The sequence below is a fragment of the Kibdelosporangium banguiense genome (assembly GCF_017876405.1).
Lineage (GTDB): Bacteria > Actinomycetota > Actinomycetes > Mycobacteriales > Pseudonocardiaceae > Kibdelosporangium > Kibdelosporangium banguiense.
In genome coordinates this window covers 11,850,660-11,872,024 of sequence record NZ_JAGINW010000001.1, presented here as the reverse complement: position 1 = coordinate 11,872,024, position 21,365 = coordinate 11,850,660, and the positions used below count along the sequence as shown (strand labels likewise).

Genomic DNA, 21,365 nt, shown 5'->3' with positions numbered 1-21,365 from the left:
ACTCGCTGCTCGTCGCGTGAGTAAGGGCCGCCGATGTATTTCGTCGAGATCCGGATTCGAGGGTCTCCGCGGGCACCAGTGCTGACGTCTCATGTAGCGGACATGATCACTCCCACATCGGCAGGGAATGTCCTTCGTAGCGAGGACCGAACCCGCCGTGAGGCAGGATGGCGTGGATGGCTTCGAGGTCCGCTTCGGTGAGGGTGATCTCGGCGGCGCCCGCGTTCTCCTCGACGCGCACCGGGCTGCGGGTACCGGGGATCGGCACGATGTAGTCGCGCTGGTGGAGCAACCAGGCCAGGGCCAGCTGCGACACCGTAATGTCCATTGTGGACGCCAGGTCGGCGAGCCTGGCGACGGCGTCCACGTTGCGCTCGAAGTTGCCCGGCTGCCAGCGCGGGTCCACGTTGCGGTAGTCGGTGAGGTCGTACTGGCCCGCGGGCTTGGCGGTGCCGGTGATGAAGCCGCGGCCCAGTGGCGAATAGGCGACGAACCCGATGCCCAGTTCCTCGAGCGTCGGGAAGAGCTTTTCGACGTCGCGTTCGAACAGCGAGTATTCCGTCTGCAGCACCGAGACCGGGTGGACGGCGTGGGCACGGGCGATTGTCCGCGGGCCCGCCTCGCTGAGGCCGAGGTACTTCACCTTGCCCGCGTGGACCAGCTCACCGACGGCACCCGCGACGTCCTCGATGGGCACCTCGGGATCCACGCGGTGCTGGTAGAGGACGTCGATGTGGTCGACCCGGAGGTTGCGCAGGCTGGCGTCGACGACCTCCCGGATGTGGACCGGGCGGCTGTCGAAGCCGAAATCGCGGGTGAAGCCGAACTTGGTCGCGATCACGACCTCGTCGCGGAATCCGGCCACCGCGCGCCCGACCACCCTCTCGTTCTCGCCCCACCCGTACAGCTCGGCGGTATCGAAGAAGGTGACGCCGAGGTCGTGGGCGCGCCGAATTGCCGCGATGCCCTCCGTCTCGTCGCCAGGCCCGTAGGCCATCGAGATACCCATCGAGCCGTATCCGATCGCGGAGACCGTCAAGCCTTGCGTGCCGAGTGTCCTGCTGTGCACAACGCGTTCCTTTCGCCAAACCGAACCGTTTGGTTTGACAGTACGAGCGGCGACCCAGACTGTCAAACCAAACGGTTCGGTTTGTTAGTCTCGTCGCATGTCCCCCACACGCGGAACCGACTCGACCCGCGAACGGATCGTGGCCGCGGCCACGGCGGAGTTCGCCCGTCACGGCATCGCGGGGGCCCGCATCGACCGGATCGCCAAGAACGCGAAGACCAGCAAGGAACGCGTCTACGCGCACTTCGCCAGCAAGGAGGACCTCTACCGGGTCATCTCCGCCCAGGAACTGGCCGCGATCGCCGAAGCCACCCGGATGGACCCTGCCGACCTGCCCGGCTACGCCGGTCGCGTGCACGACTACTTCAGGGCCCATCCCGAGCGCCACCGCATCATGCAGTGGGGTCAGTTGGAACTGGGCTCCGCCGGTTCGCCGCCGGACGAGGCGATACGCCAGACCGTCGCCCACAAGGTCGAGCAGGTGCGGCAAGCCCAGGAGGCGGGCCTCATCAATGCCGGGTGGGCACCTCTCGACGTGCTCGTCCTCGTCAACCAGATCGCCACCTCGTGGGTCGGGCAACCGGGCTTCGACGCGGAACAGGACCCCGGCGTCGCCGCGGCCCGGCGAGCGACCGTCGTAGCGGCCGTAGAACGGCTCTTCCCAGCAGCGGGCGGCGCACCAGAAGCCTGATCCGCCGCGGAAGACCTGCTTGGCGACGGGCCGTCGCGGACATGGCCTTGGGCCAGTCTGCGCAGAAGGGCAGGTGTGTGATGGCTTCTTTCGGCTCGTCCTCGGTGGCGCCGTTTGTTTTGCCAGGCCGAGATGAAAAGTGAGCTGTTCGGCGTTACCGCCGACAACCAGATCAACACAGATGAGTGAGGCCCGACGCTATCAACACCTCCTCGCACACTTCTCCTACCTGGCGACAAGTGCGAAGTCGGTGACGACGGCCTCTTCTCGGACATACGTGCGGACCTTGGAATTCACGGACTTCCCTGCGCGGCGATGCGACTGCCACCGAGCCGTCAGCGTTGTAGCGCCACGGCAAACCCTCCGTCGGCGACCTGGGTACCCCCGCAGGGGCGTAGAAGGCCGGGATCCCGCAGAGCCCGAACCCGCCGACGGCGAGACTCGCGCCGTCGGCGATGCCGTCGAGGGTGACCACCTTGTCCATGGGTCAGTCCTCTGCGGAGCCGAGGGCGGGAATGACGGTGCCCCGGACCTCACCGAAGCCGATGCGCCCGCCGCCGATACCAGGTGCCGTGGCGGTGATGACAACCTCGTCGCCGTCGACCAGGAACGTGCGCTCTTCGCCGTTGACCTCGACGGGTTCGCTGCCACCCCAGGTGAGTTCGATGAATGCCCCGCGCTGGTTTTTGTCCAGGCCGGAGTTTCATGCTAAATCACCTGTCGGCGCGTTTGGACTGTTCAGGATCGCATCAAATGGACTGCGTAACAGACCTCTCGGGTTCCTACCGTCGTCCGGGAGCGAGTCGCGCCGGCGCGGCTCCCCGAGCGTCAAGAGGTGATCGTGGAGAGCCCCGTGACCGTTGTCGGGCGCGGTCCGGTCGGAATGACGACCGCGCTGCTCCTCGCACGCTGGGGCGTGCCCAGCGTCATTGTGGATCCGCAGCTTTCGGACGAGGTGTCGCCTGGCTCCAAGGCGGTCCTGATCGCCGGCCACGTCATGTCGGTCTGTGAACCGACCGGCGTCGGTGAGCGCATCGCCAGGGAAGGGGTGGCGTGGCGAACGAGCAGGACGTTTATCCGCGGCCGTGAGGTGGCCACGACCGTGGTGCCGCACGAGGAAGGGTTGTGGCCCCGGATCGTGAACCTGTCCCAGCGCCGTGTCGAGGAGCTGTTGCTCGAGCGGGTCCGCGCGGAGCCACTGATCACGCTGCGGCCGCTCGCCCGGCTCGTCGGCCTCACCGACCACAGTGACCGGGTGACGGTCCGAGTGAACGACGGCGAGGGCGTCGAGGAGTTCGACACCTCCTGGTTGGTCGGTTGCGACGGCGCGCGGTCCACCCTGCGCAAGCTGCTCGGTGTGCCGTTCGAGGGTTTCGGCTTCGAGGAGAACTTCCTCATCGTCGACATCCGCGCCGACCTGCCGTTCCCGGATGAACGGCACTTTCACTTCGACCCGGAGTACAACCCCGGCCGCACCGTGCTCATCCATCCGCAGCCCGGCTCGACATGGCACATCGACTGGCAGGTCGGCCCCGAGGTCGACGCCGAGGACGAGCAGCGCAGCGGTCGTCTCGACCAACGGATCCGTTCGGTGGTGGGTGATGCGGACTACGAGCTGCTGTGGTTGACCACCTACAAATTCAAGCAACTGCGGGCGCGCGAGTTCCGCCGCGGCCGTTGCCTGCTCGTCGGTGACGCCGCGCACTTGACCAGTCCCTACGGCGCCCGCGGGATGAACTCGGGAATCGCGGACGCGGAGAACGCGGCGTGGCGGCTGGCGATGGTCATCCGCGGTCACGCGGATGTCGCCCTGCTCGACCGCTACGGGCCCGAGCGCGAGCACGCCGCGGACGAGAACCAGCGGATCACCGGGGCGACTGCGCGGTTCATGTGCCCGCCGACGCGGACCGCACGACTACGCCGGGCAGCCGTGCTCGCTCTGGCCCGCCGGTTCGGGTTCGCGCGACGCTGGGTCGATTCCGGCCGCTTCTACGAGCCGGCCACCTATCCCACGGAGCTGCTGGGCACCGGGCAGGCGACCGAACCCGGTGCTTCTGTGGTGGGTCGCCCCGTGCCCGATGCCAGGGTGCGCACCACCGATCCGAAGGTCGATCGGCTCGATCAGCTGCTCAGACGAGGTGTCGTGCTGCTGGGCTTCCCGGGTCGCGATCCCGCTGCGGTGGAGCAGGCGATGACCGCGGTGTTGGACCGATACCCGGTGTCGTACCCGATCACTGCCCTCCAGGTCGTCTCGTCGACGCCTTGCCTGGCCGTGGACCACCGGTACCAGCAGGTGCAGGACGTCTTCGAGGACCTGCGCGCTACCTGGTGGCCGGAGCCGTGCGTCGACGGTGGTGGCCGCGTTCTGGTGATCAGGCCGGACGCGCACGTCGCCGCGTCCACCGTGCCGGACTCCGGCCGGCTCATCGCGGCGCTCGACGCGGAGTTCCCGCCGCCGGTGTGAGCAGCAGATCGGCCATCGTGGCGATCGCCGTGTTCATCCGGTGAGCCGGGATCCCGCCGAACCCCAGGACGACCGTGCTCTGCGAGTACTGCGCTGGAACCTCCCCGGCGCAGTACCGGTGCAACGAATAAAGCCGTATGCCCTGAGCGTCACACGCCCGTTCGATCTCCTCGCCCGATACCGGTACTCCCAGCTCGACCATCAGATGCAGGCCGCCCGCGATGCCGTGAACTCTCGAGTCGGGGAAGTGCTGCTCCAACGCGGAAACCAGCGACGTCCGGCGGCCGTGGTACTCCTTGCGCATCCTGCGCAGGTGCTGCTCGAACGCCCCGGACTCGAGGAAGCGGGCGAAAGCGAGCTGGGTCAGCACCGACACACCGACATCGACCGACTGGCGGGCTCGTCTCAGGTGCGCGGCCAGCCGGGGCGGCGCGACCATCCAGCCCAGGCGCAGCGCCGGGGCGAGGCTCTTGCTGACCGTTCCGATCAACAGGACGTGGTCTGGTGCGACACCTTGGATCGCTCCCAGCGGCGTGCGGTCATAGCGGTACTCGGAGTCGTAGTCGTCCTCGACGACGAGCGCGTCCCGCTCCGCCGCCCATTCCAGGAGTTGCCGCCGTCGGTCCGGGCTCAGCACGGTGCCGGTCGGAAACTGGTGGACCGGCGTGACGAGCACAGCTCCCACGCCGGAGCGAACGACGTCCTCGACTACCAGGCCGTCGCCGTCCACCGCCAGCGCGACCGTCTCGATGCCGGAGCCCGCCAGCGGCTCCCGCAGCGGGATCCAGCTCGGGTTCTCAACCCCGATCCGGGTCACACCGCGCGCGGTTAGCGCACGAGCGACCAACGACAGGGCGTTGACCGAGCCGGTCGTGACGGAGATGTCGCCGGCCTGTGCCTGAACTCCGCGGACCCGGCCCAGGTAGTCGGCCAGCCCCGAGCGCAGCGCGGGCAGCCCCTCAAGATCGCCGTAGTCCAGATCGGCGGTAGGCGCAGCCAGGAACGACGCGCGCACCGCCCGCAGCCACGCCGCACGCGGGAAGTGCGCGAGATCTGGGATGCCCGGCCGGAAGTCGAACCGCCAGCTGCGTGCCTGGACAGCCACCTCCTCAGCAGCAGGGGACGCTGCGGGGAGCTGGTGAACACGGGTTCCGGAACCGACTCGCGCGTCGAGGTATCCCTCCGCGATGAGCTGCTCGTACGCCTGCACGACGACCCACCTCGAGCAGCCGAGCTGACGAGCGAGCAGCCGGCTGGCAGGAAGCCGGGCCCCCGGCAGCAGCCGCCCTGCACGGATCGCCTCTCGCAACGCCCTGACCAGCTGCTGCATGCCTGGCGGACGGGTGCCCACATCGAACCGCAGGAGCAGTTCCGGCGGCTCATTGGTCTGTTCTACTGGCACGGTATTGGACTATCACCCGCACCACCTGCTGTCTACGTTCGGCTTGTGAGCGCCAGACCGGGGCGCCGAGACGAGCGAGAGGTACGACGTGTCCAAGCGCACCATCGACAGCGACAAGCTCCCCAGGGCCGCGGCCGAGAGGTTCCACTACTCCATCGGCGTCCAGGCCGGTTCAACGCTGTGGATCTCCGGGCAGGTCGCTCTGCGCGACGGCGCGATCATCGGCGAGAACGACGTCGAAGCCCAGACGGTCCAGGTGTTCGACAACATCCGCGAAGTGCTCGCCGCCGCCGGAGCCGGGTTCGACGCACTGGTCTCCACCACGACCTACATGACCGCCCGCGCGTTCTCGGCACCGATCAACGACGTGCGCGGCCGCTACTTGACCGGCCCGGTCAACCCCACCAGCACCCTGCTCGTCGTGGCAGGCCTGGCCCGCCCCGAGTTCCTGGTCGAGATCTCCGCGGTAGCAGTGCTGGACGCCTGAACTACCCCTGGACGCGGCCGGAGGCCGACACCCGTTTCAAAGGAGAATGCCGGTGACGGCACTGCAGCAGAACCTGGCGGCGGCGCTGCACGCCACAGGAGCCCAGACGTTGTTCGGACTGGTGGGCGGAGGAAACTTCGCGCTCGCCGGAGTCTTCCGGGAGCACGGTGGCCGCTATGTCGGGCTGCGGCACGAGATGAACGCCGCGGCGGCAGCGGACTCGTATGCGCGGACGACGCAAACCGTGGGACTGGTCACCGTCACTCAGGGCCCAGGGCTGACGCACGCCATGACCGCGATTGTGGAAGCGGCCAAGTCATCCACCCCGATGCTTGTGCTCGCCGCCGATACCCCTTTGGGCGATCGTTCGTCCAACCAATCAATTGATCAACGCACGTTCGCCACAGCCACCAGCGCTGGACACGAGCGGTGGGTGCGACCAGACGACCTGGACGAGTTCGTTCGCCGGGTGACCGCACGTGCGATCGCAGAGCGCCGCCCGATCATCGTCGGCTTTCCTCCCGAAGCCAACACCGACCCCGACAGTGCGGCCAAGCCGGTGCCAGCGGTCGCACCAGCGGTGTCGTCGCCCGCGCCACCCGTGCCCGCCGACGTCGAAGCGGCGGCGTCATTGCTGTTGAAGGCAAACCGGCCATGCGTGCTCGCCGGCCGCGGAGCTCACCTCGCCGGCGCCGGACCGGCCCTGGCCGAGATCGCCCAGCATCTCGGCGCCGTCCTCGCGACCACCGCCATGGCGAACGGGCTGTTCTCCGGCCATCCGCTGTCGGCAGGCGTCTGCGGTGGATTCGGCGACGCCGACACCGCGGACCTCCTCTCCACAGCCGACGTGGTGCTCGTGGTGGGCGCGAGCCTCAACTCCTGGACCACCAGGCACCGCAGCCTGTTCCACGACGCGAACGTCCTGCACGTCGACGACCGTGCCGACGCCATCGGAGCTCACCGCCCAGCGGACCTGGCCATCGTCGCCGACGCCCAGGCGTTCGCCAATACCTTGCGCGACAACCTCATCGGCGCGTGCGGACCGAACAGGAGCAGGTTCCGGGCCACAGCCGAGGCTCTCGCCGCAGGTCCGGACCGGACGTTTCCGCCAGTCGCTGACGACGGATTGATGGACCCGCGTGCTCTCGTGGTGGCGCTGGACCAGATTCTGCCCAGGGAACGCTGCGTGACGGTGGACGGCGGGCATTTCTCCGGCTGGCCGGTCATGCACATGAGTGTCATCGATCCGGCGAGCCTTCTCTACCCGCACGGGTTCCAGACGATCGGGATGGGGATCGGAAGCCTGGTCGGCGTCGCCACCGCTCGCCCCGATCGCCTGCCGGTCGGCATGGTCGGTGACGGCGGACTGCTGATGAGCCTCGGCGAACTGGACACGCTCCTCGCCGAGCGAATCCCCGCGCTGGTGGTGGTGTTCAACGACCTCGCCTACGGCGCGGAGATGCACCACTTCGCCGGGCGGCCCGACTCGGACCTCGCACTGCTTCCTGAACAGGACTTCGCCGGGATCTTCCGGGCGATGGGCGGGCACGCCGGCACCGTACGAACTCCAGCGGACCTGGCGGCGATCCGGCCGTGGCTGGCGCACAGGGCCGGACCGATGCTGCTGGATTGCCGGATCTCCCGAGCTGTCGTCGCGCCGTGGCTGGCTTCCGCTCTCGGGACCCATCGCGAACCAGTCGGAGGGATGCGATGAGCCGAGCGGAGGAAGCACAGGTGCGACTGCGGCCCGCGCTGGCCGGCGTCCCCTCGTACCAGGCCGGTCGGCCGGCGCCGATCGTCGATGGCCGCATCGGCTACAAGGTCTCCTCCAACGAGAACGCCTACCCGCCCCTGCCCTCAGTGCTGCAGGCCGTGCGAACGGCAGCCGCGTCCATCAACCGATACCCAGACGCCAACGTCACGCGCTTGCGCACGGCGTTGGCCGGAACCCTCGGCGTGCCGATCGAGCACATCGCGACCGGCACCGGCTCGGTCGGCGTACTCGGCCAGATCATTCAGGCCACGTGCGATCCCGGCGACGAGGTCCTGTACGCCTGGCGGTCGTTCGAGGCGTATCCGGTCGTCGCCGGTATCGCCGGGGCCTGCTCGGTGCAGATCGGTCTCGACGGCCAGGCCCGGCACCGGCTCGATGCGATGGCCGGGGCGGTCACCGACCGAACCAGGGTGATTCTGCTGTGCACGCCGAACAATCCGACCGGACCGGCGATCAAGCACGACGAGCTGAGCGAGTTCCTGGATCGCGTGCCCAGGAACGTGCTGGTGGTCATCGATGAGGCCTATGCCGAGTTCGTCACCGATCCGGACGCCGCGAACGGGCTGAGGCTCTACCGCGACCGTCCCAACGTCGCGCTGCTTCGGACATTCTCCAAGGCATACGGGTTGGCGGGGCTGCGCGTCGGTTATGCCGTGGCTCACGAGGCTGTCGCCTCCGCGTTGCGCACCACCGCGACATCGTTCGGCGTGAACTCGCTCGCCGAACAGGCCGCCCTCGCGAGCCTTGCAGCCCGCGAGGAACTGCAGCAGCGGGTGGATGCCATCGTCGCGGAACGCGCCCGCGTGCTCGCCGGCCTCAGAGACTGCGGCTGGGAGGTACCCGATGCGCAGGGCAACTTCGTGTGGCTGAGCACCGCCGAGCGCAGCAACGCGTTCTCCGCACTCGCGAAGAAGTGCGGGCTGACCGTGCGCCAGTTCGGAGACGAGGGCGTGCGGGTCACGATCGGTGAGGCAGAAGCGAACGACCTCCTGATCACTGTCGCGCGCCAGTTCGCGGGTGCTCCGGCGCATTCGCTGTCAACGCATTCATCACCAGGCAGGAGTAGTTGATGGTCAAGGCATTTGCTTCATCAGCCGACTTGACGGAGAAGACCGCGACGCTCGAAGTGCTCGCCGACGGCGTGTACGCCTTGACCGCGGAGGGCGACCCCAACGTCGGTGCCGTCGAGGGCGAGGACTTCCTGGTCGCCTTCGAGGCACGCGCCACGCCCGCCGCGGCGCACGACTGGCTGTCCCTGCTGCGCCAACACACCGACAAGCCCGTCAAGTACCTCGTGCTGTCGCACTACCACGCGGTGCGCGTGCTCGGTGCCGCCGCGTTCGACGCCGAGGTGATCATCGCGCACGACAACACCCGCCGGCTGATCGCCGAACGAGGGGAGCAGGACTGGGCCAGCGAGTTCGGCCGCATGCCCCGGCTGTTCAAGCAGCCGGAGACGATTCCCGGCCTCACGTGGCCGGACGTCGTCTTCTCCGACCGCGTGAGCATCGATCTGGGCGGCGACCGCGGCGAGCTCACGCTGCAGCACTGCGGCCGCGGCCACACCGCGGGCGACATCGTCGCCTGGCTGCCGCAGCAGAGGATCATGTTCGCCGGGGATCTCGTCGAGGCACAGGCGGCGCTCTACACCGGTGACGCCTTCCACCGCGAGTGGTCCACAACCACGCTCGACCGGGTCAAGGCCTTCGGGGCCGAGACGCTCATCGGTGGCCGCGGCGGCGTCACCTGCGGCCGGACAGCCGTGAACCAGGCGATCGAACAGACCCGGTCGTTCCTGAACACCATGCTGGACGAGGTCGGCGCCGTGCACGCACGGAGTGGAACGTTGAGGGAAGCCTTCGAAGCCACCCACAAGGCTCTGGCGCCGCAGTTCGGAGCCTGGCCCATCTTCGAGCACTGCCTGCCGTTCGACGTGTCCCGCGTGTGGGACGAACTCGACGGCATCGACTGGCCCCGCATCTGGACCGCCGAGCGGGACCGCGAGGTCTGGGACGAACTGCAGGGAGAGTGACCGCCGCAGTCGCGAACTGTGCACAGGCATACCGCTTCAGCGCGCCGATGCGCGCCTGCCCTTGCGGTTGGATGAGGTGCGGAGCGCGAACCACATCATCGTTGTTCCCAGGAACAGTGGCGAACCACGACTTCGCCGAGCAGGTGCAGCCCGCGGTGCATCGCCTAGTCCGCGCCCGGCACCGGGATCGCGGCCGGTGATGTACCCGTCGACCGACACCGCGAGTCCGCTGATGACCTTGCCCATTCTTGAGGTCCTTCCATGGGTTCCTTTAGGAGACTCAGTGACCGGGGCAGCTCAAGTTCCCTAAGGGAACCTAGATCGTAAGACTGATCCCGCCGTCATGACCGGGCGCTACCTCTGTCGCGGCGCCGATCTATGCTCTGACCTGCTCAGACACCGAAACTGTCAGACCCCTCCAGTAACGTGAAATCAAGGGGTCCCCCTGGGGAATTCCTCATGCGGCTGTGCTTGGCCGCGATGCGATGGCTGTTCACGGTGCCTCTTCAGGCTGTGGCGATTTCCCGTTGAAGGGTGGCATTTTCGCCACTGGTCCGCCTGTCGGGGCGCGGGCTAACGTCGGGGCTGAACTCATTCGGTTTTGCTTGAGGGGCAACACATGCACGCACAGATCGTCCTGTTCGACGGCTTCGACCCGCTCGATGTCATTGCGCCCTTTGAGGTTCTGCACGCAGGCGGGGTGACAGTGGAACTCGTCTCCGCCGAGGGAGCGCGTGACGTGGTCAGCGGGTCCGGTGGATTGACGTTGCGTGCCAACGCAATGCTCGACCCTGCTCGGGTTGGCGTCGTCCTGGTACCTGGCGCTGCCGGCCTCACCGAGGACCCCGGCGACCGGCAGGACGAGTACATCCCGGTGCTGCTGGGCCGGACTCTGACCACCGCGCTGCCGGCGTTGCTGAAAGATGCCATGGACAACCCATCGGTGACCGTCGCGACGGTCTGCGGCGGGTCGCTCGTGCTGGCCATGGCAGGCCTGCTGGAAGGCCGCTACGCCACAACCCACCACTTAGGTCTCGACATGCTCGACGCCACAGGCACTCACGCAGTGCGCGCCCGCGTCGTCGACGACGGCGACCTCGTCAGCGGCGCAGGCGTCACATCCGGCCTGGACTTGGCCCTGCACCTGTTGGAACGCGAGATCGGGCCACAGGTCGCGCACGCAGTCGAGGAACTGTTCGCCCACGAACGCCGTGGCATCGTCTGGCGCAACCAAGGCCCAGTACTCACGAGCCTGTGACACCACAAAGGAAAGACGCACACATGAATCCAGAAGGCACCTGGGACCTGTCCATCGCCACCCCCATCGGCAAGATCCAAGCCGTGGTCGACCTGCACACCCAGGCCGGAACCTGGCTCGGCCGCGCCCACGGCACAGGCGAGGAGATCCCCCTGCGGGACATCGACGTCAACGAGAACCGCTTGACCTGGAAGCAATCCATCACCAAGCCACTACGCCTGAACCTCACGTTCGACGTAACCCTCGACGGCGACACAATGACCGGCACCTCCAAAGCCGGCCGCCTGCCCTCGACCAAAGTCACCGGCCGGCGCCGCCCGCACTGAACGCCCTCAGTGCACCGGACGCGCACTCTCGAACAAGAAGCCGACATCCCGGTCGGCCGGAATGGGAGGGTTGGTACCCGTGATCAAGATGTCGTTGCCGGGCTTTCCTGTACACGAAACGAGTGAGACCACAGGTCGGGACCGAACACCTCGTAGTGGATCCGGTGCGCGGGCACGCCACGGTCCAGCAGCGACGCCCGGATGCCGCGCATGAACGGGATCGGCCCGCAAAGGTGCGCGGTGACATCGGATGGAAGTTCGATCTCGTCGGGCCGCACCGGGCCTTGCTGATCGCCGGACGGGGCATTGGTGTCGTAGAAGGTGAAGTGGCGGAAGGAATCCAGCCGCGCGCCGTAGTGACCGATATAGTCCGCGAGCGCGTGCCGGCCGGGTTCGCGCTCGGCGTGCACCACGGTCACCTGCCGGTCAGGCTGGTGGCGGGCCACATGTTCCAGCAGTGCGGCGGTCTGTGTGACGCCGATGCCCGCACTGGCCAACAACAGGGGACCGGTGTCGTCGCCCAGCACCGCGTCGCCGAACGGATGGCTGACTCTGACGACGTCGCCGACCTTGGTGCTGCTGGTCAGCAGACTGGAAACCGTGCCGTCCGGGTTTCCGTCGTGGCCGCGGACCCGGCGGACAGTGATGCGCAGGGTGCCGTAGTCAGCGGCCTGTGACAACGTGTACTGACGCGATTGCCGGGTGCCGTCGGGCAGATCCACTTCGATGGTCACGTATTGGCCGGGCAGGTGCTGAGGCACTGTCCCCGAAATGGGCGTGAGCAGCAACGAGACCACGTCTGTGGCCTCCTCGCGGCGGCCGATGACCCGCCACGGTGACAGTGGGTTCGCCGGGTCGACGCCGGTTTGCTGGTACAGCCTGGTTTCCGCGGCGATCAACCGGACCGCGAACAGCCAGTAGACCTCGTCCATCGCGGCTACGACTTCAGGCGTGGCAGCCTCGCCGAGCACCTCGCCGATCGCGCCGAGCAGATGTTGACCGACCACTGTGTACTGTTCGGGCCGGATGCCCAGCGACGCGTGCTTGTGCGCGATGCGGTCCACCACCGCATCCATCGCCGGGACGGGTTCGCCCACCAGATAACCGGCGTAGGCGGCGACCGCGCCGGCGAGTGCCTGTTGCTGTTCGCCGTTGGCCTGATTGCCGCGGTTGAACAGGTTCAGCAGCTCCGGTCTCGCCGCGAACAGGGATCGGTAGAACTCGGTCGAGATCGCCATGGCGTGGGCCCGGACAGCGGGCAGTGCGGCCTGTACCACCGTGAAAGACCTGTGGGAGAGCATCGCAACCTCCTCGGGGGAGCGGGTTCCACTCCATTTAAACAGGTATCTCAGATACTTGTTATGTGACGATGATTGCCTTGCGCTGGCATCGGTGCGTTGAAAACAAGTACATGCTGTACCTGTTGAGCTAGGCTGACGGGCATGCATCTCGGCAGAGCCACGGACATCGCCCTGCGGATCCTGATGCTGGCGTCGGCCCGGCGCGAGCAGGTGACGATCGACGGCCTGGCGCAATCACTGAACGTGCCCCGCAACCACGTCGCCAAGGTCGTGCAACGCCTGCAGCATCAAGGATGGGTACGCACAAGCCGTGGCCGTGGCGGCGGTCTGACCGTCGCCGAGACCACCCTGGAACTCTCGGTCGGCCTGATCGTCCGGCACTTCGAAGGGCCAGGCGAGGTCGTCGACTGCAACGGCCCGCCGTGCCCGCTCAGGAGCGCATGCCGGTTGCGCAACGCGCTGCGTACGGCCCAGGAGGCCTTCTTCGCGTCCCTCGACCAGGTATTGCTACGAGACCTGCTGGCGGATCCGACCGGCGCCACGCTCCTGGCCCTGACCTGATCGCAGTCTTTTCGGCCGGGGTGTCGATCCGAGGCTGACCCGTTCGACCTGAGGGTGAGCGGGTCCGAGCGGGACCCGGAGACATCCAGGGAGCCAGGACGATGAAGTACATGCTGATCATGCGCGCCACCGACGAGGCCTTCGCCGGCATGGGCGAGATCGACTTCGACGAGATGCTGGAGACCATCGGCAAGTACAACCAGGAGATGATCCGGGCTGGGGTCCTGCTCGCCGCGGAGGGCCTCGACGAGGCGACGGAAGGCGTGGTCGTCGACTACTCGGCTGAGCCGCCGCTGGTGACCGACGGGCCATACGGTGAGACAAAGGAGCTGTTCGGCGGCTTCTACATCCTGAATGTGGCGTCGAAACAGGAAGCGGTCGAGTGGGCCAAGCGCTCCCCGATCACCGGCGCGGGCTTCAAGACCGAGATCCGCCGGGTCGCCACAATCGACGAGTTCCCCCAGGACAACGAGTGGATCAAAAAGGAGCGGGCGTGGCGCGAGGCCACCGGCCAGCTCTGACCAGCCGTAAAGCGTCAGGCGCTTGTCACGTGTCCCGTGGCAAGCGTCGCGGCCTTCGATGATTACCCGTAATTGCTGGCATCTTGACGCATGTCCGGGATCTTCCTAGTCTTCGCAGCCGCCGTGGTGATCCGTGACGGCCGCGTTCCGCTTCTGCGCCGCAGTCAGAATCAGCGGTTCACTCGACCGGTGACCGCGATTATCGGGCCGCGATGGATTGGGGGAGCAGGTTTTTGAGTTTCTCGGAGGGTTCGAGGCCCAGTTCTTCGAGGAGTATGCGGCGGCATTGTTCGTACTGGCGCAATGCTGAGCCTTGGTTGCCGGCGGCGAGGTGGGCGTTGACGAGGACGCGGTGTGCGCTCTCGCGCAATGGTTCTGCGCGGACGGCGGCGAGACCGGCGGCGACGGCCTCGCCGTGACGGCCGGCTGCTGTCAGGCGCTCGGACATTGCTTCCAGGGCGTGCAGGCGGAGTTGGTGGTATTGCTCTTGTTCGATCAGTACCCAGTCGTTGTCGGACCAGTCGGGCAGCAGGTCCGCTGAGAGGTCTGCTCGTGTCTGGGTGTTGAGGATGTCGTCGCATCGGCAGGTGGTGTCGAGCAGGCGGTGGGCACGGCTCACCGCGTCGTGGATGTCGACGTTGATGTTGTTGGCGATTGCCATCTCCTGCGCCGACGCTTCGATGACGTGGTGGCCTGTGCGGGATGTGCGCCAGAGTGAGGATCTGAGATTGGCGTTGGCCCGCGCCATTGTGTTCTCCGGCCAGAGCATGCTGGCCACGTAGGCGCGGGTTCTCGGTCTGTCCTGCAGCGCTAGGAAGGCCACGAGCCGTTGCGCGCTCCACGCGATCGGGACGCGGCTCTGGCCCACCGACAGTGCGAACCCTTTGAGCAGTCGCACCGTGATGACCTGTTCGACTTCTGCGCTCATCGGTCCCCCCGGGCGATGTCGGCGTCAGTGATCCGTCAGTCGAAATCCCTCGTTGCCATATTACGAGCAATTCATGATCGTGTGTGAGACTTCGACTAATCGTAGGGACCACCAGCGAATATCGCCCGTATACGAATCTGTCTGGATACACCGGAACCCTATGCCCGTGCCGTCACCGGGGCGTCACGACAGCGTCACCCGCCCGGCCCCAGCAGCTCTTCCAGCCAGTTCTGCACGACGGTGTGGACGTCTTCGACGCTGGTCACGGCTATCGGGGGCGCCTTGTGCGGACCGATTGCCCGCAGAATTCGCACGCGCAGGCCGTCCTCGACCCAGACCCTGAGTATCAGAGTCCCGGTGCGCTCCGAAGGGGCATCCACAAAGGAGAACAATGCCGTATCGATCGTCACCCGGGCGTTGTCGGCGTGTGTCGTATTACGTCATCCCGGCAGGGGAGAACGGGCCGGTGACGCTGTCGTGACGCTTCAAACGCGGGCCGGGAACGCGGGCCCTGCCACCCTTTCCGCTCAACGCGTGGGCAACGCGCAGCGGGGAGGAATCGCATGGGTGACTTCGGCGTCATCGCCGATGTCTCGACGATCATCGTGGAGACCCTCAAACAGGCGCTGCGCGGCCTGAGCCAGGCCGAGCCGCCGACCGCGGAGCTCAACGACCTGTCCGAGACCGTGACGACTCCGCCGCCCAAGCTCACGGTGTTCCTCTACGAGATCTGCGAGGACCCGACATCCCGCAACCGGCCGCCGGTGCGATCCCAGCCGCCCGATCCGCTGACCACTCGCAAGCCACCGATGGCCTTGCTGCTGCGGTATCTGATCACGCCGTGGGGCGGTGACCCCGAGACCCAGCACCGCATGCTCGGCCGGGCCCTGCAGACGTTCTACGACGACGCGATCCTGGACGGCACGCAGCTGACCGGCAGCCTCGCGGCCAGCACGGACTCGCTGCACGTCACGCTGACATCGCTGACGCTGGACCAGAAATCCTGGGTCTGGTACGCGATTCAGAAGCCCTACCGGATATCGCTGAACTACGAGGTCCGGGTGGTCAACCTGGACGCGGTGGCCGAGGTCCCGGTCCGGCCGGTGCAGAACCGGATCATCGACGGGGCGAGCGCGCCATGAGCCCGTTCATGCCGCTTGAGCGGTCCACGCTCGCCAGCCCGGCCTGGTTCGTGCCGTTCGACGACTTCACCAGGCGTGTCCGCAGCGCGGGCGTGAAGATCCAACTGGACCGCCTGGACGACGACGTCTGGTCGCCGCTGGACATCGAGGCGATCCGGACACCCAGCGGCTGCTTCGCGTACCCGGGCCTGGGCCGGCCAGACGGGCCTCGGTACCGGGCCCGCTTCACCGCTACCGGTTACCAGCCGCTTTATCCGGCGGACGGCGAACCGTTCTCGGCCGACGTCATCGGCGTCCAGTTCCAGGTGCCGCCACCGGCCGTGGCCACCCAGCCGCGGCTTGTCCGGTTGCTGCCAGGCGTTTCTTTCCCTTACGCGCCAGGAATCCGCACAGTCCACGGTTTCGTGCGTAGGCCAGGCACGACGACGCCGGTGGCCAACGCGCTGGTCGAGGCGCGCGGACAGACCTTCCACGACCGGGTGCCCTGGCTCGAACGCACGCTGACCGACCCCACCGGGGCATTCCGGCTGGCCCTGCGGTGGGACGGCGAAAGAACCGACGAGGAGACGTTCCGGCTGCAGGCCACCGAGCGTCCCGGCCGGGCCGGGGAGCTGGTCGTACGACTGCCACGGGACGCCGGGCGCAGCCAAGTCATCGAGATCCCTGAGCAGTGAGGAAGTGAGGAGCCAGCCATGCCCGAGTATCTGAGCCCCGGGGTCTACGTCGAGGAGATCGACGCGGGGCCGCGGCCGATCGCGGGGGTGAGCACCAGCACGGCGGGCATGGCCGGGGTCACCGTTCGCGGCCCGTCGGCCGGGAAACCCAAGCTGGTCACGAACTTTCTGGAGTTCCAGCGCACCTTCGGCGGTTTTGTGCCCGAGCCGGACGTGCCCGTGCGCGACAAGTGGGCCAACAATCCCACCGAGGGCGGCCGCTGGTGGCTGTTCCCGTTGGCGGTCAAGGGTTTCTTCGACAACGGTGGCCAGCGCCTGTACGTCAAGCGGGTGGTCAGCGAGGGTGCGACCGCCGCTACCGGCGCGCTCGGCAATGGCCTGGTGAGTCAAGTGGTCAAGGATGCCGCCGCGGGCGCGAAGACGCTGGAACTGAGCCATCTGATCGGTTTCAAGGGCAACGACCGCGTCGAGATCCTCCGCGGTGACGACAACCAGCTGATCGACAGTCCGACGATCGCCGGTTACAACGCCTCCAGCCGCCAGATCGAACTCAGTGGCCCACTGACCGCCGGGGTCAGGTCAGCGCGCGGGGACTATGTCCAGGTCAGACGGGATCCGGCGGAGACGTTGAAGTTCACCGCCGTCAGCCCAGGCTCATGGGGCAGGGAAGTCCAGGTCAGGGTCCAGCCGATGGTCGGCGCGACTCTGCCGGTGCTCGCCGATCCCCAGCAGGGCGCCCAGTTCACCACACGCCTCACCGCGCCCGCGGACAAGGACAGTCCGACCGTCGAGGTGGCCGAGGTCGCAGGGCTGGTCGCGGGTGACGGCTGGGTGCAGATCGGCCGGGGCGTTTTCAAGGTCACGGCAAGCGCACCCGCGAACGGCAAAGTCACCTTGACCCTCGCCGAGCCGCAACATCCCGCGTGGGCCAAGGACCTCATGGTCCGGCGGGTCCGCAGCGCGAGCCCAAACGGTCCACAAGAGACACTGCGGATCGGCGGCGCGAGCCGGTTGTACGAGGGTGCGGTCGTCCAACTCGACCACGATGGCGCGCTGCTTGTCCTGCGTGTGCGGTCGGTTCTGCTGGACGTCGTCACGTTCGACGCCGACGTTCCCCAGAACGTCCTGGAGACCGACCGGCTCTACCTGGTCGAGGCCCAGGTCGACACCCGGTTCACCGATCCGGGCGGCACCACGGTGACCGAGACGTTCGGCAACCTCCGGCTGCTCGGCGAAGGCCCGTCCACCCTGGTGAACACGCTGGCGAGCCGGTCGCAACTGGTACGCGCGGAGGCGTTGACGGGACTGTCCGACGATCCGGCGAAATTCCCGGTGGCCAAGTCCGGTGCTTGGCTGAAACTCGCGGACGGCGGCGTGGACTCCTACGACACGCTGAGCGTGGACGACTTCGTCGGCGTGGACGGCGGCAGTGGGCAGCGCACCGGCATCGTCGCGCTGGAGGACATCGACGAGGTGGCCGTCTGCGCCGTGCCCGGCATCTGGTCCGGCACAGTCGAATCCGCGTTGATCACGCACTGCGAGCTGCTCAAGGACCGGTTCGCCATCCTCGATCCGCAGGACGGCCTGGACATCGAAGGCATCCAGACCTTCCGCGAACCGTTCGACACCAAGTACGCCGCGCTGTACTACCCGTGGCTGGTCACCCGTGACCCGTTCGGCAACGGCAACCTCGAAGTGCCACCGTCGGGGCACATGGCCGGGATCTACGCCCGCACGGACGTGGACCGGGGCGTGCACAAGGCACCCGCGAACGTCGTCATCAGGGGCATCCTGCCGGTCGACGGGCTCGCCCAGGACGTCACCAAACGCCACCAGGACCTGCTCAACCCCAAGGGAATCAACGCTTTGCGGTTCTTCCCCGGCCTCGGCCAGCGGGTATGGGGCGCACGCACGCTGTCGTCGGACAGCTCGTGGAAGTACATCAACGTCCGCAGGCTGTTCCTCTTCGTCGAGGAGTCGATCGACGAGGGCACCCAGTGGGTGGTGTTCGAGCCCAACGACGAGTCGCTGTGGGCGCTGGTGCGCCAGACGGTGACGAACTTCCTCACCACGGTCTGGCGCAGCGGCGCCTTGGCCGGCACGACCGCCGAGGAGGCGTTTTTCGTCGCCTGCGACCGCACCACGATGACCGAGGACGACCTGGCCAACGGCAGGCTCATCTGCGTCATCGGCATCGCGCCGGTCTTCCCGGCCGAGTTCGTGATCTTCCGGATCCAGCAGAAGACCCGCGAGACCCAGCTCGCCTGAACCCTAAGGAGAGGCAGCGATGCCGCCCGTGACACGGGACGATCCCTATGCGTCCTACAACTTCCAGGTCATCGTGACCAACGTCAGCGACGACGGTGTGGCGGTGAGCGGGTCCTTCACCGAGGCCAGCGGGCTGGAGCTGGAGATTCCGCCGATCGAGTACCGCACCGGCAGCGAGGACATCACCGTCCGCAAGATCCCCGGCCTGAAGAAGTTCACCAACATCACCCTCAAGCGTGGCATCACCGGCCACGTCGGCTTCTGGAACTGGGTCGTCGAGGGGCTCAACGGCAAGGTGCGCCGGACATCCGGCTCGATCGTGATGCTGGACGAGAACCGCCAGGAGACCATGCGCTGGAACTTCGACCGGGGCTGGCCGACCAAGTACACCGGTCCCACGTTCGCGGCGACCAAGAACGAGATAGCCATGGAGACGCTCGTGATCTGCGTCGAGAGCCTGCTGATCGACGCATGACATGACCATTGGAGAAGCCCTCCCGGGCGTGACCCTGACCTTCGTGCCGCGCGGCTCGCAAGAGGAGCCGTTGCGCACGGATGTGGCGGCGTTCCTCGGCCGCACTCGCCGAGGCCCGCTGGGCGTACCGGTCCGGGGGGAGAGCTGGAACGACGTCGTGGGCACCTTCGGCCAGCCGGACGGCTCGTCGGCCACACCGTACGCACTGCGCGGCTTCTTCGAGAACGGCGGCCGCACAGCCTGGGTGATACGTGTGTCCGGCCCTGCGGAGACCGCCAGTGCGCAGTGGCTGCAGTACCAGGTGATCGCCAGCAGTCCGGGTGCTTGGGCGAACGGTGGCCGCGTGGCGATCCGGTTCCAGGCGAGCACACTTGCCGGGCCGCCGACGGTGAGCGTCCGCGTGACCGTGCCCGGTGAACCGGCCGAGACGTTCGCCGGGATTCCGCCTTCGGAGGTCGTCACGCGACTGGCCACATCCCGGCTGATCAGACTCGTGCCCGTCGAACAGGCCCCGCCACCAGCCCCGGCACGCCGCGACGAGCGTCCCCGGCCAGGGGGACCCCCGATTTCTACGTTAGCGGAGGGGTCTGACAGTTCAGGGGCGATCTCGCGGTCCTGGGACCTGATACTGGCGGGTGGCAGTGATGTTGCGCCTGGTCAGGCCGAGTATTCGGCGGCTGTGCAGGCTCAGGCTGATCTGCCGGAACCGGCGTTGGTGGCGCTGCCGGACCTGGGCGCGGATCTGACGGGGGAGACGCGCGGGGAGTTGGCGCGTGAGCTGATGCTGACCGCGTTGACCTCCCTTGACCGCCTCGTGGTACTGGACGTCCCGCCGGACAAGTCCTCAGTGGACGAAGCGGTGAAATGGACGGAGTCGCTGGGGGACAAAAAGTTGCTGAGTACAGCAGCGGCCTACCACCCGGCTCTGGAAGTGCCCGGGACACCGGGAGCACGGACGGTTCCGGCCTCCGGGCACGTACTCGGGGTGATCGCCCGGCTGGACGCGGAGCGAGGAGCGCATCACACTCCGGCCAACGCGGTGATCCTCGAAGCGGTCGACCTGGCGGTGGAATTCCCTGAGCCGCAACAAGTCAGACTGTTCGAGGCAGGCATCAACCTCGTGCGGTGCACCCGGGGCCGAGGGCTGCTCGTGTGGGGCGGCCGCACGTTGTCCAACGGGTTCATCGCGCACCGCAGGCTGGTTCACCTCCTGGTGCGGGCGATCCGGCGGGTGGCGGGCCCATTGGTGTTCGACGTCAACTCACCCGAGTTGAGACTCACATTGGTACGAGCGCTGACCTCGGTGCTGCTGGCGGCCTTCCGAGCCGGTGCGCTCGCTGGTTCAAGGGCAGAACAGGCGTTCCGGGTGACCTGCGACGAGTCGAACAATCCGCCGGAACAGGACCCGGGGCAGGTGGTGTGCGAGATCGAGGTCGCGCCCGCGGCCCCGATGGAGTTCATCAGGCTGCGCCTTGTGCTCGGCCAGGACCGGGACCTGGAGGTGATCGAGGCATGACGCTGGACCCGTTGCCCAAGTATCGTTTCATCGTCACACTCGACCCAGGTGACGCCTATCTTCCTGCGGCGCAGGCAATACTGCTGCCGTTGGTGGCGTCCGCGGGGTTCCAGGAAGTCACCGGCCTGGGCGCGCAGCTTGAAGTGACGAGCTACGCCGAGGGCGGTCGTAACGACACGACACGTCAGCTTCCGTTGCGCCACAAGTGGAACCCGATCACGCTCAAGCGTGGTGTGGTGCGTGACCCCGGGCTGTGGTCGTGGTACCAGGCCGGGCTGGCCGACTCGCTCGGCGCCCGCCGGGACGGTGCGGTGATCCTGCTGAGCCCGGACGGTGTTCCCGCTGCGGCGTGGGCGTTCCACGGTGGGCTGGCGTCGAAATGGACGGGTCCTGATCTGCATGCCGAACAGAACGCGGTGGCGGTCGAGTCACTGGAGATCGCACACGAGGGACTGACCAAGGTCCTGGTCTGAAAG

At 67.3% G+C, this 21,365-nt stretch carries 21 protein-coding genes and 2 pseudogenes; 16 read left to right on the top strand and 7 right to left on the bottom strand.

The genetic code is table 11. The annotated features are described in order from the left end of the window. Positions 1–106: 106 nt before the first annotated feature. Positions 107–1,069, bottom strand: a complete 963-nt coding sequence (locus JOF56_RS53180; RefSeq protein ID WP_209647038.1) for an aldo/keto reductase — start codon at positions 1,067–1,069, stop codon at positions 107–109. 97 nt (positions 1,070–1,166) lie between these two features. Between JOF56_RS53180 and JOF56_RS53175 the strand changes: the two genes are divergently transcribed. Beyond that, positions 1,167–1,760, top strand: a complete 594-nt coding sequence (locus JOF56_RS53175; RefSeq protein WP_209647037.1) for a TetR family transcriptional regulator — start codon at positions 1,167–1,169, stop codon at positions 1,758–1,760. Between the two features lie 487 nt (positions 1,761–2,247). On the opposite strand, the pseudogene JOF56_RS59240 reads toward JOF56_RS53175, so the two are convergent. Then, positions 2,248–2,460: pseudogene (locus tag JOF56_RS59240) on the bottom strand (fumarylacetoacetase); the annotation flags it as partial. A 135-nt stretch (positions 2,461–2,595) separates the two neighbouring features. Between JOF56_RS59240 and JOF56_RS53170 the strand changes: the two are divergent. Beyond that, positions 2,596–4,224 (top strand): FAD-dependent monooxygenase, encoded by a 1,629-nt coding sequence (locus tag JOF56_RS53170; protein WP_307855687.1) that lies wholly within the window; start codon positions 2,596–2,598, stop codon positions 4,222–4,224. On the opposite strand, the gene pdxR is transcribed toward JOF56_RS53170, so the two are convergent. Further along, positions 4,184–5,626, bottom strand: a complete 1,443-nt coding sequence (gene pdxR / locus JOF56_RS53165; RefSeq protein WP_209647035.1) for a MocR-like pyridoxine biosynthesis transcription factor PdxR — start codon at positions 5,624–5,626, stop codon at positions 4,184–4,186. The two genes, JOF56_RS53170 and pdxR, sit on opposite strands and share 41 nt — an antisense overlap. 88 nt (positions 5,627–5,714) lie before the next feature. Between pdxR and JOF56_RS53160 the strand changes: the two genes are divergently transcribed. The 4 genes from JOF56_RS53160 to JOF56_RS53145 are packed head-to-tail and all read left to right on the top strand — an operon-like array spanning position 5,715 to position 9,919. After that, on the top strand, positions 5,715–6,113 hold the full coding sequence (locus JOF56_RS53160; RefSeq protein WP_209647034.1) for a RidA family protein: 399 nt from the start codon (positions 5,715–5,717) through the stop codon (positions 6,111–6,113). Between the two features lie 52 nt (positions 6,114–6,165). Beyond that, on the top strand, positions 6,166–7,827 hold the full coding sequence (locus JOF56_RS53155; protein WP_209647033.1) for a thiamine pyrophosphate-binding protein: 1,662 nt from the start codon (positions 6,166–6,168) through the stop codon (positions 7,825–7,827). After that, the gene (gene hisC / locus JOF56_RS53150) at positions 7,824–8,957 is read left to right on the top strand and encodes a histidinol-phosphate transaminase (RefSeq protein WP_209647032.1); all 1,134 of its coding nucleotides are present in this window, start codon (positions 7,824–7,826) and stop codon (positions 8,955–8,957) included. Before JOF56_RS53155 ends, hisC begins: the two co-directional genes overlap by 4 nt. Beyond that, on the top strand, positions 8,954–9,919 hold the full coding sequence (locus tag JOF56_RS53145; RefSeq protein WP_209647031.1) for an MBL fold metallo-hydrolase: 966 nt from the start codon (positions 8,954–8,956) through the stop codon (positions 9,917–9,919). Before hisC ends, JOF56_RS53145 begins: the two co-directional genes overlap by 4 nt. Positions 9,920–10,078: 159 nt before the next feature. On the opposite strand, the pseudogene JOF56_RS53140 reads toward JOF56_RS53145, so the two are convergent. After that, positions 10,079–10,165: pseudogene (locus tag JOF56_RS53140) on the bottom strand (dihydrofolate reductase family protein); the annotation flags it as partial. 373 nt (positions 10,166–10,538) lie between these two features. Between JOF56_RS53140 and JOF56_RS53135 the strand changes: the two are divergent. Continuing rightward, the gene (locus JOF56_RS53135) at positions 10,539–11,177 is read left to right on the top strand and encodes a DJ-1/PfpI family protein (RefSeq protein WP_209647030.1); all 639 of its coding nucleotides are present in this window, start codon (positions 10,539–10,541) and stop codon (positions 11,175–11,177) included. A gap of 23 nt (positions 11,178–11,200) precedes the next feature. After that, complete coding sequence (locus JOF56_RS53130) at positions 11,201–11,503, top strand: hypothetical protein (protein WP_209647029.1); 303 nt, start codon at positions 11,201–11,203, stop codon at positions 11,501–11,503. A gap of 83 nt (positions 11,504–11,586) precedes the next feature. Here the strand turns inward: JOF56_RS53130 and JOF56_RS53125 are convergent, their stop codons facing one another. Beyond that, entirely contained in the window at positions 11,587–12,804 is a 1,218-nt protein-coding gene (locus JOF56_RS53125) for a globin domain-containing protein (protein WP_209647028.1), read from the bottom strand. Positions 12,805–12,945: 141 nt separating this feature from the next. Here JOF56_RS53125 and JOF56_RS53120 point away from each other — a divergent pair, with 141 nt between their 5' ends. Together JOF56_RS53120 and JOF56_RS53115 are read left to right on the top strand one after the other, a co-directional pair. Next, positions 12,946–13,365: an RrF2 family transcriptional regulator gene (locus JOF56_RS53120; RefSeq protein WP_209647027.1), complete on the top strand. Its 420-nt coding sequence runs from the start codon at positions 12,946–12,948 to the stop codon at positions 13,363–13,365. 101 nt (positions 13,366–13,466) lie between these two features. Then, the gene (locus JOF56_RS53115; protein WP_209647026.1) at positions 13,467–13,886 is read left to right on the top strand and encodes a YciI family protein; all 420 of its coding nucleotides are present in this window, start codon (positions 13,467–13,469) and stop codon (positions 13,884–13,886) included. 199 nt (positions 13,887–14,085) lie between these two features. Here the strand turns inward: JOF56_RS53115 and JOF56_RS53110 are convergent, their stop codons facing one another. Together JOF56_RS53110 and JOF56_RS53105 are read right to left on the bottom strand one after the other, a co-directional pair. After that, entirely contained in the window at positions 14,086–14,814 is a 729-nt protein-coding gene (locus JOF56_RS53110; protein ID WP_209647025.1) for an AfsR/SARP family transcriptional regulator, read from the bottom strand. A 194-nt stretch (positions 14,815–15,008) separates the two neighbouring features. Beyond that, the gene (locus tag JOF56_RS53105) at positions 15,009–15,224 is read right to left on the bottom strand and encodes a hypothetical protein (protein WP_307855686.1); all 216 of its coding nucleotides are present in this window, start codon (positions 15,222–15,224) and stop codon (positions 15,009–15,011) included. Between the two features lie 153 nt (positions 15,225–15,377). Here JOF56_RS53105 and JOF56_RS53100 point away from each other — a divergent pair, with 153 nt between their 5' ends. The 6 genes from JOF56_RS53100 to JOF56_RS53075 are packed head-to-tail and all read left to right on the top strand — an operon-like array spanning position 15,378 to position 21,362. After that, positions 15,378–15,956 (top strand): Pvc16 family protein, encoded by a 579-nt coding sequence (locus JOF56_RS53100; RefSeq protein ID WP_209647024.1) that lies wholly within the window; start codon positions 15,378–15,380, stop codon positions 15,954–15,956. Beyond that, positions 15,953–16,630 (top strand): carboxypeptidase regulatory-like domain-containing protein, encoded by a 678-nt coding sequence (locus JOF56_RS53095; protein ID WP_209647023.1) that lies wholly within the window; start codon positions 15,953–15,955, stop codon positions 16,628–16,630. Before JOF56_RS53100 ends, JOF56_RS53095 begins: the two co-directional genes overlap by 4 nt. A gap of 18 nt (positions 16,631–16,648) precedes the next feature. Beyond that, entirely contained in the window at positions 16,649–18,898 is a 2,250-nt protein-coding gene (locus JOF56_RS53090; RefSeq protein ID WP_209647022.1) for a phage tail sheath C-terminal domain-containing protein, read from the top strand. A 19-nt stretch (positions 18,899–18,917) separates the two neighbouring features. Next, positions 18,918–19,373 carry a phage tail protein gene (locus JOF56_RS53085; RefSeq protein ID WP_209647021.1) on the top strand — a complete coding sequence of 152 codons (456 nt, stop codon included), beginning with the start codon at positions 18,918–18,920 and terminating at the stop codon, positions 19,371–19,373. Position 19,374: 1 nt separating this feature from the next. Further along, positions 19,375–20,889: a phage tail sheath family protein gene (locus tag JOF56_RS53080; RefSeq protein WP_209647020.1), complete on the top strand. Its 1,515-nt coding sequence runs from the start codon at positions 19,375–19,377 to the stop codon at positions 20,887–20,889. Continuing rightward, positions 20,886–21,362 (top strand): phage tail protein, encoded by a 477-nt coding sequence (locus JOF56_RS53075; RefSeq protein ID WP_209647019.1) that lies wholly within the window; start codon positions 20,886–20,888, stop codon positions 21,360–21,362. Before JOF56_RS53080 ends, JOF56_RS53075 begins: the two co-directional genes overlap by 4 nt. The last annotated feature ends 3 nt before the right edge of the window (positions 21,363–21,365 follow it).

Coding starts and splice junctions, on each gene's coding strand:
- JOF56_RS53175 (WP_209647037.1), top strand. CDS start 1,167: ATGTCCCCCACACGCGGAACCGACTCGACCCGCGAACGGATCGTGGCC.
- hisC (WP_209647032.1), top strand. CDS start 7,824: ATGAGCCGAGCGGAGGAAGCACAGGTGCGACTGCGGCCCGCGCTGGCC.
- JOF56_RS53135 (WP_209647030.1), top strand. CDS start 10,539: ATGCACGCACAGATCGTCCTGTTCGACGGCTTCGACCCGCTCGATGTC.
- JOF56_RS53130 (WP_209647029.1), top strand. CDS start 11,201: ATGAATCCAGAAGGCACCTGGGACCTGTCCATCGCCACCCCCATCGGC.
- JOF56_RS53125 (WP_209647028.1), bottom strand. CDS start 12,804: ATGCTCTCCCACAGGTCTTTCACGGTGGTACAGGCCGCACTGCCCGCT.
- JOF56_RS53120 (WP_209647027.1), top strand. CDS start 12,946: ATGCATCTCGGCAGAGCCACGGACATCGCCCTGCGGATCCTGATGCTG.
- JOF56_RS53115 (WP_209647026.1), top strand. CDS start 13,467: ATGAAGTACATGCTGATCATGCGCGCCACCGACGAGGCCTTCGCCGGC.
- JOF56_RS53110 (WP_209647025.1), bottom strand. CDS start 14,814: ATGAGCGCAGAAGTCGAACAGGTCATCACGGTGCGACTGCTCAAAGGG.
- JOF56_RS53100 (WP_209647024.1), top strand. CDS start 15,378: ATGGGTGACTTCGGCGTCATCGCCGATGTCTCGACGATCATCGTGGAG.
- JOF56_RS53095 (WP_209647023.1), top strand. CDS start 15,953: ATGAGCCCGTTCATGCCGCTTGAGCGGTCCACGCTCGCCAGCCCGGCC.
- JOF56_RS53090 (WP_209647022.1), top strand. CDS start 16,649: ATGCCCGAGTATCTGAGCCCCGGGGTCTACGTCGAGGAGATCGACGCG.
- JOF56_RS53085 (WP_209647021.1), top strand. CDS start 18,918: ATGCCGCCCGTGACACGGGACGATCCCTATGCGTCCTACAACTTCCAG.
- JOF56_RS53080 (WP_209647020.1), top strand. CDS start 19,375: ATGACCATTGGAGAAGCCCTCCCGGGCGTGACCCTGACCTTCGTGCCG.
- JOF56_RS53075 (WP_209647019.1), top strand. CDS start 20,886: ATGACGCTGGACCCGTTGCCCAAGTATCGTTTCATCGTCACACTCGAC.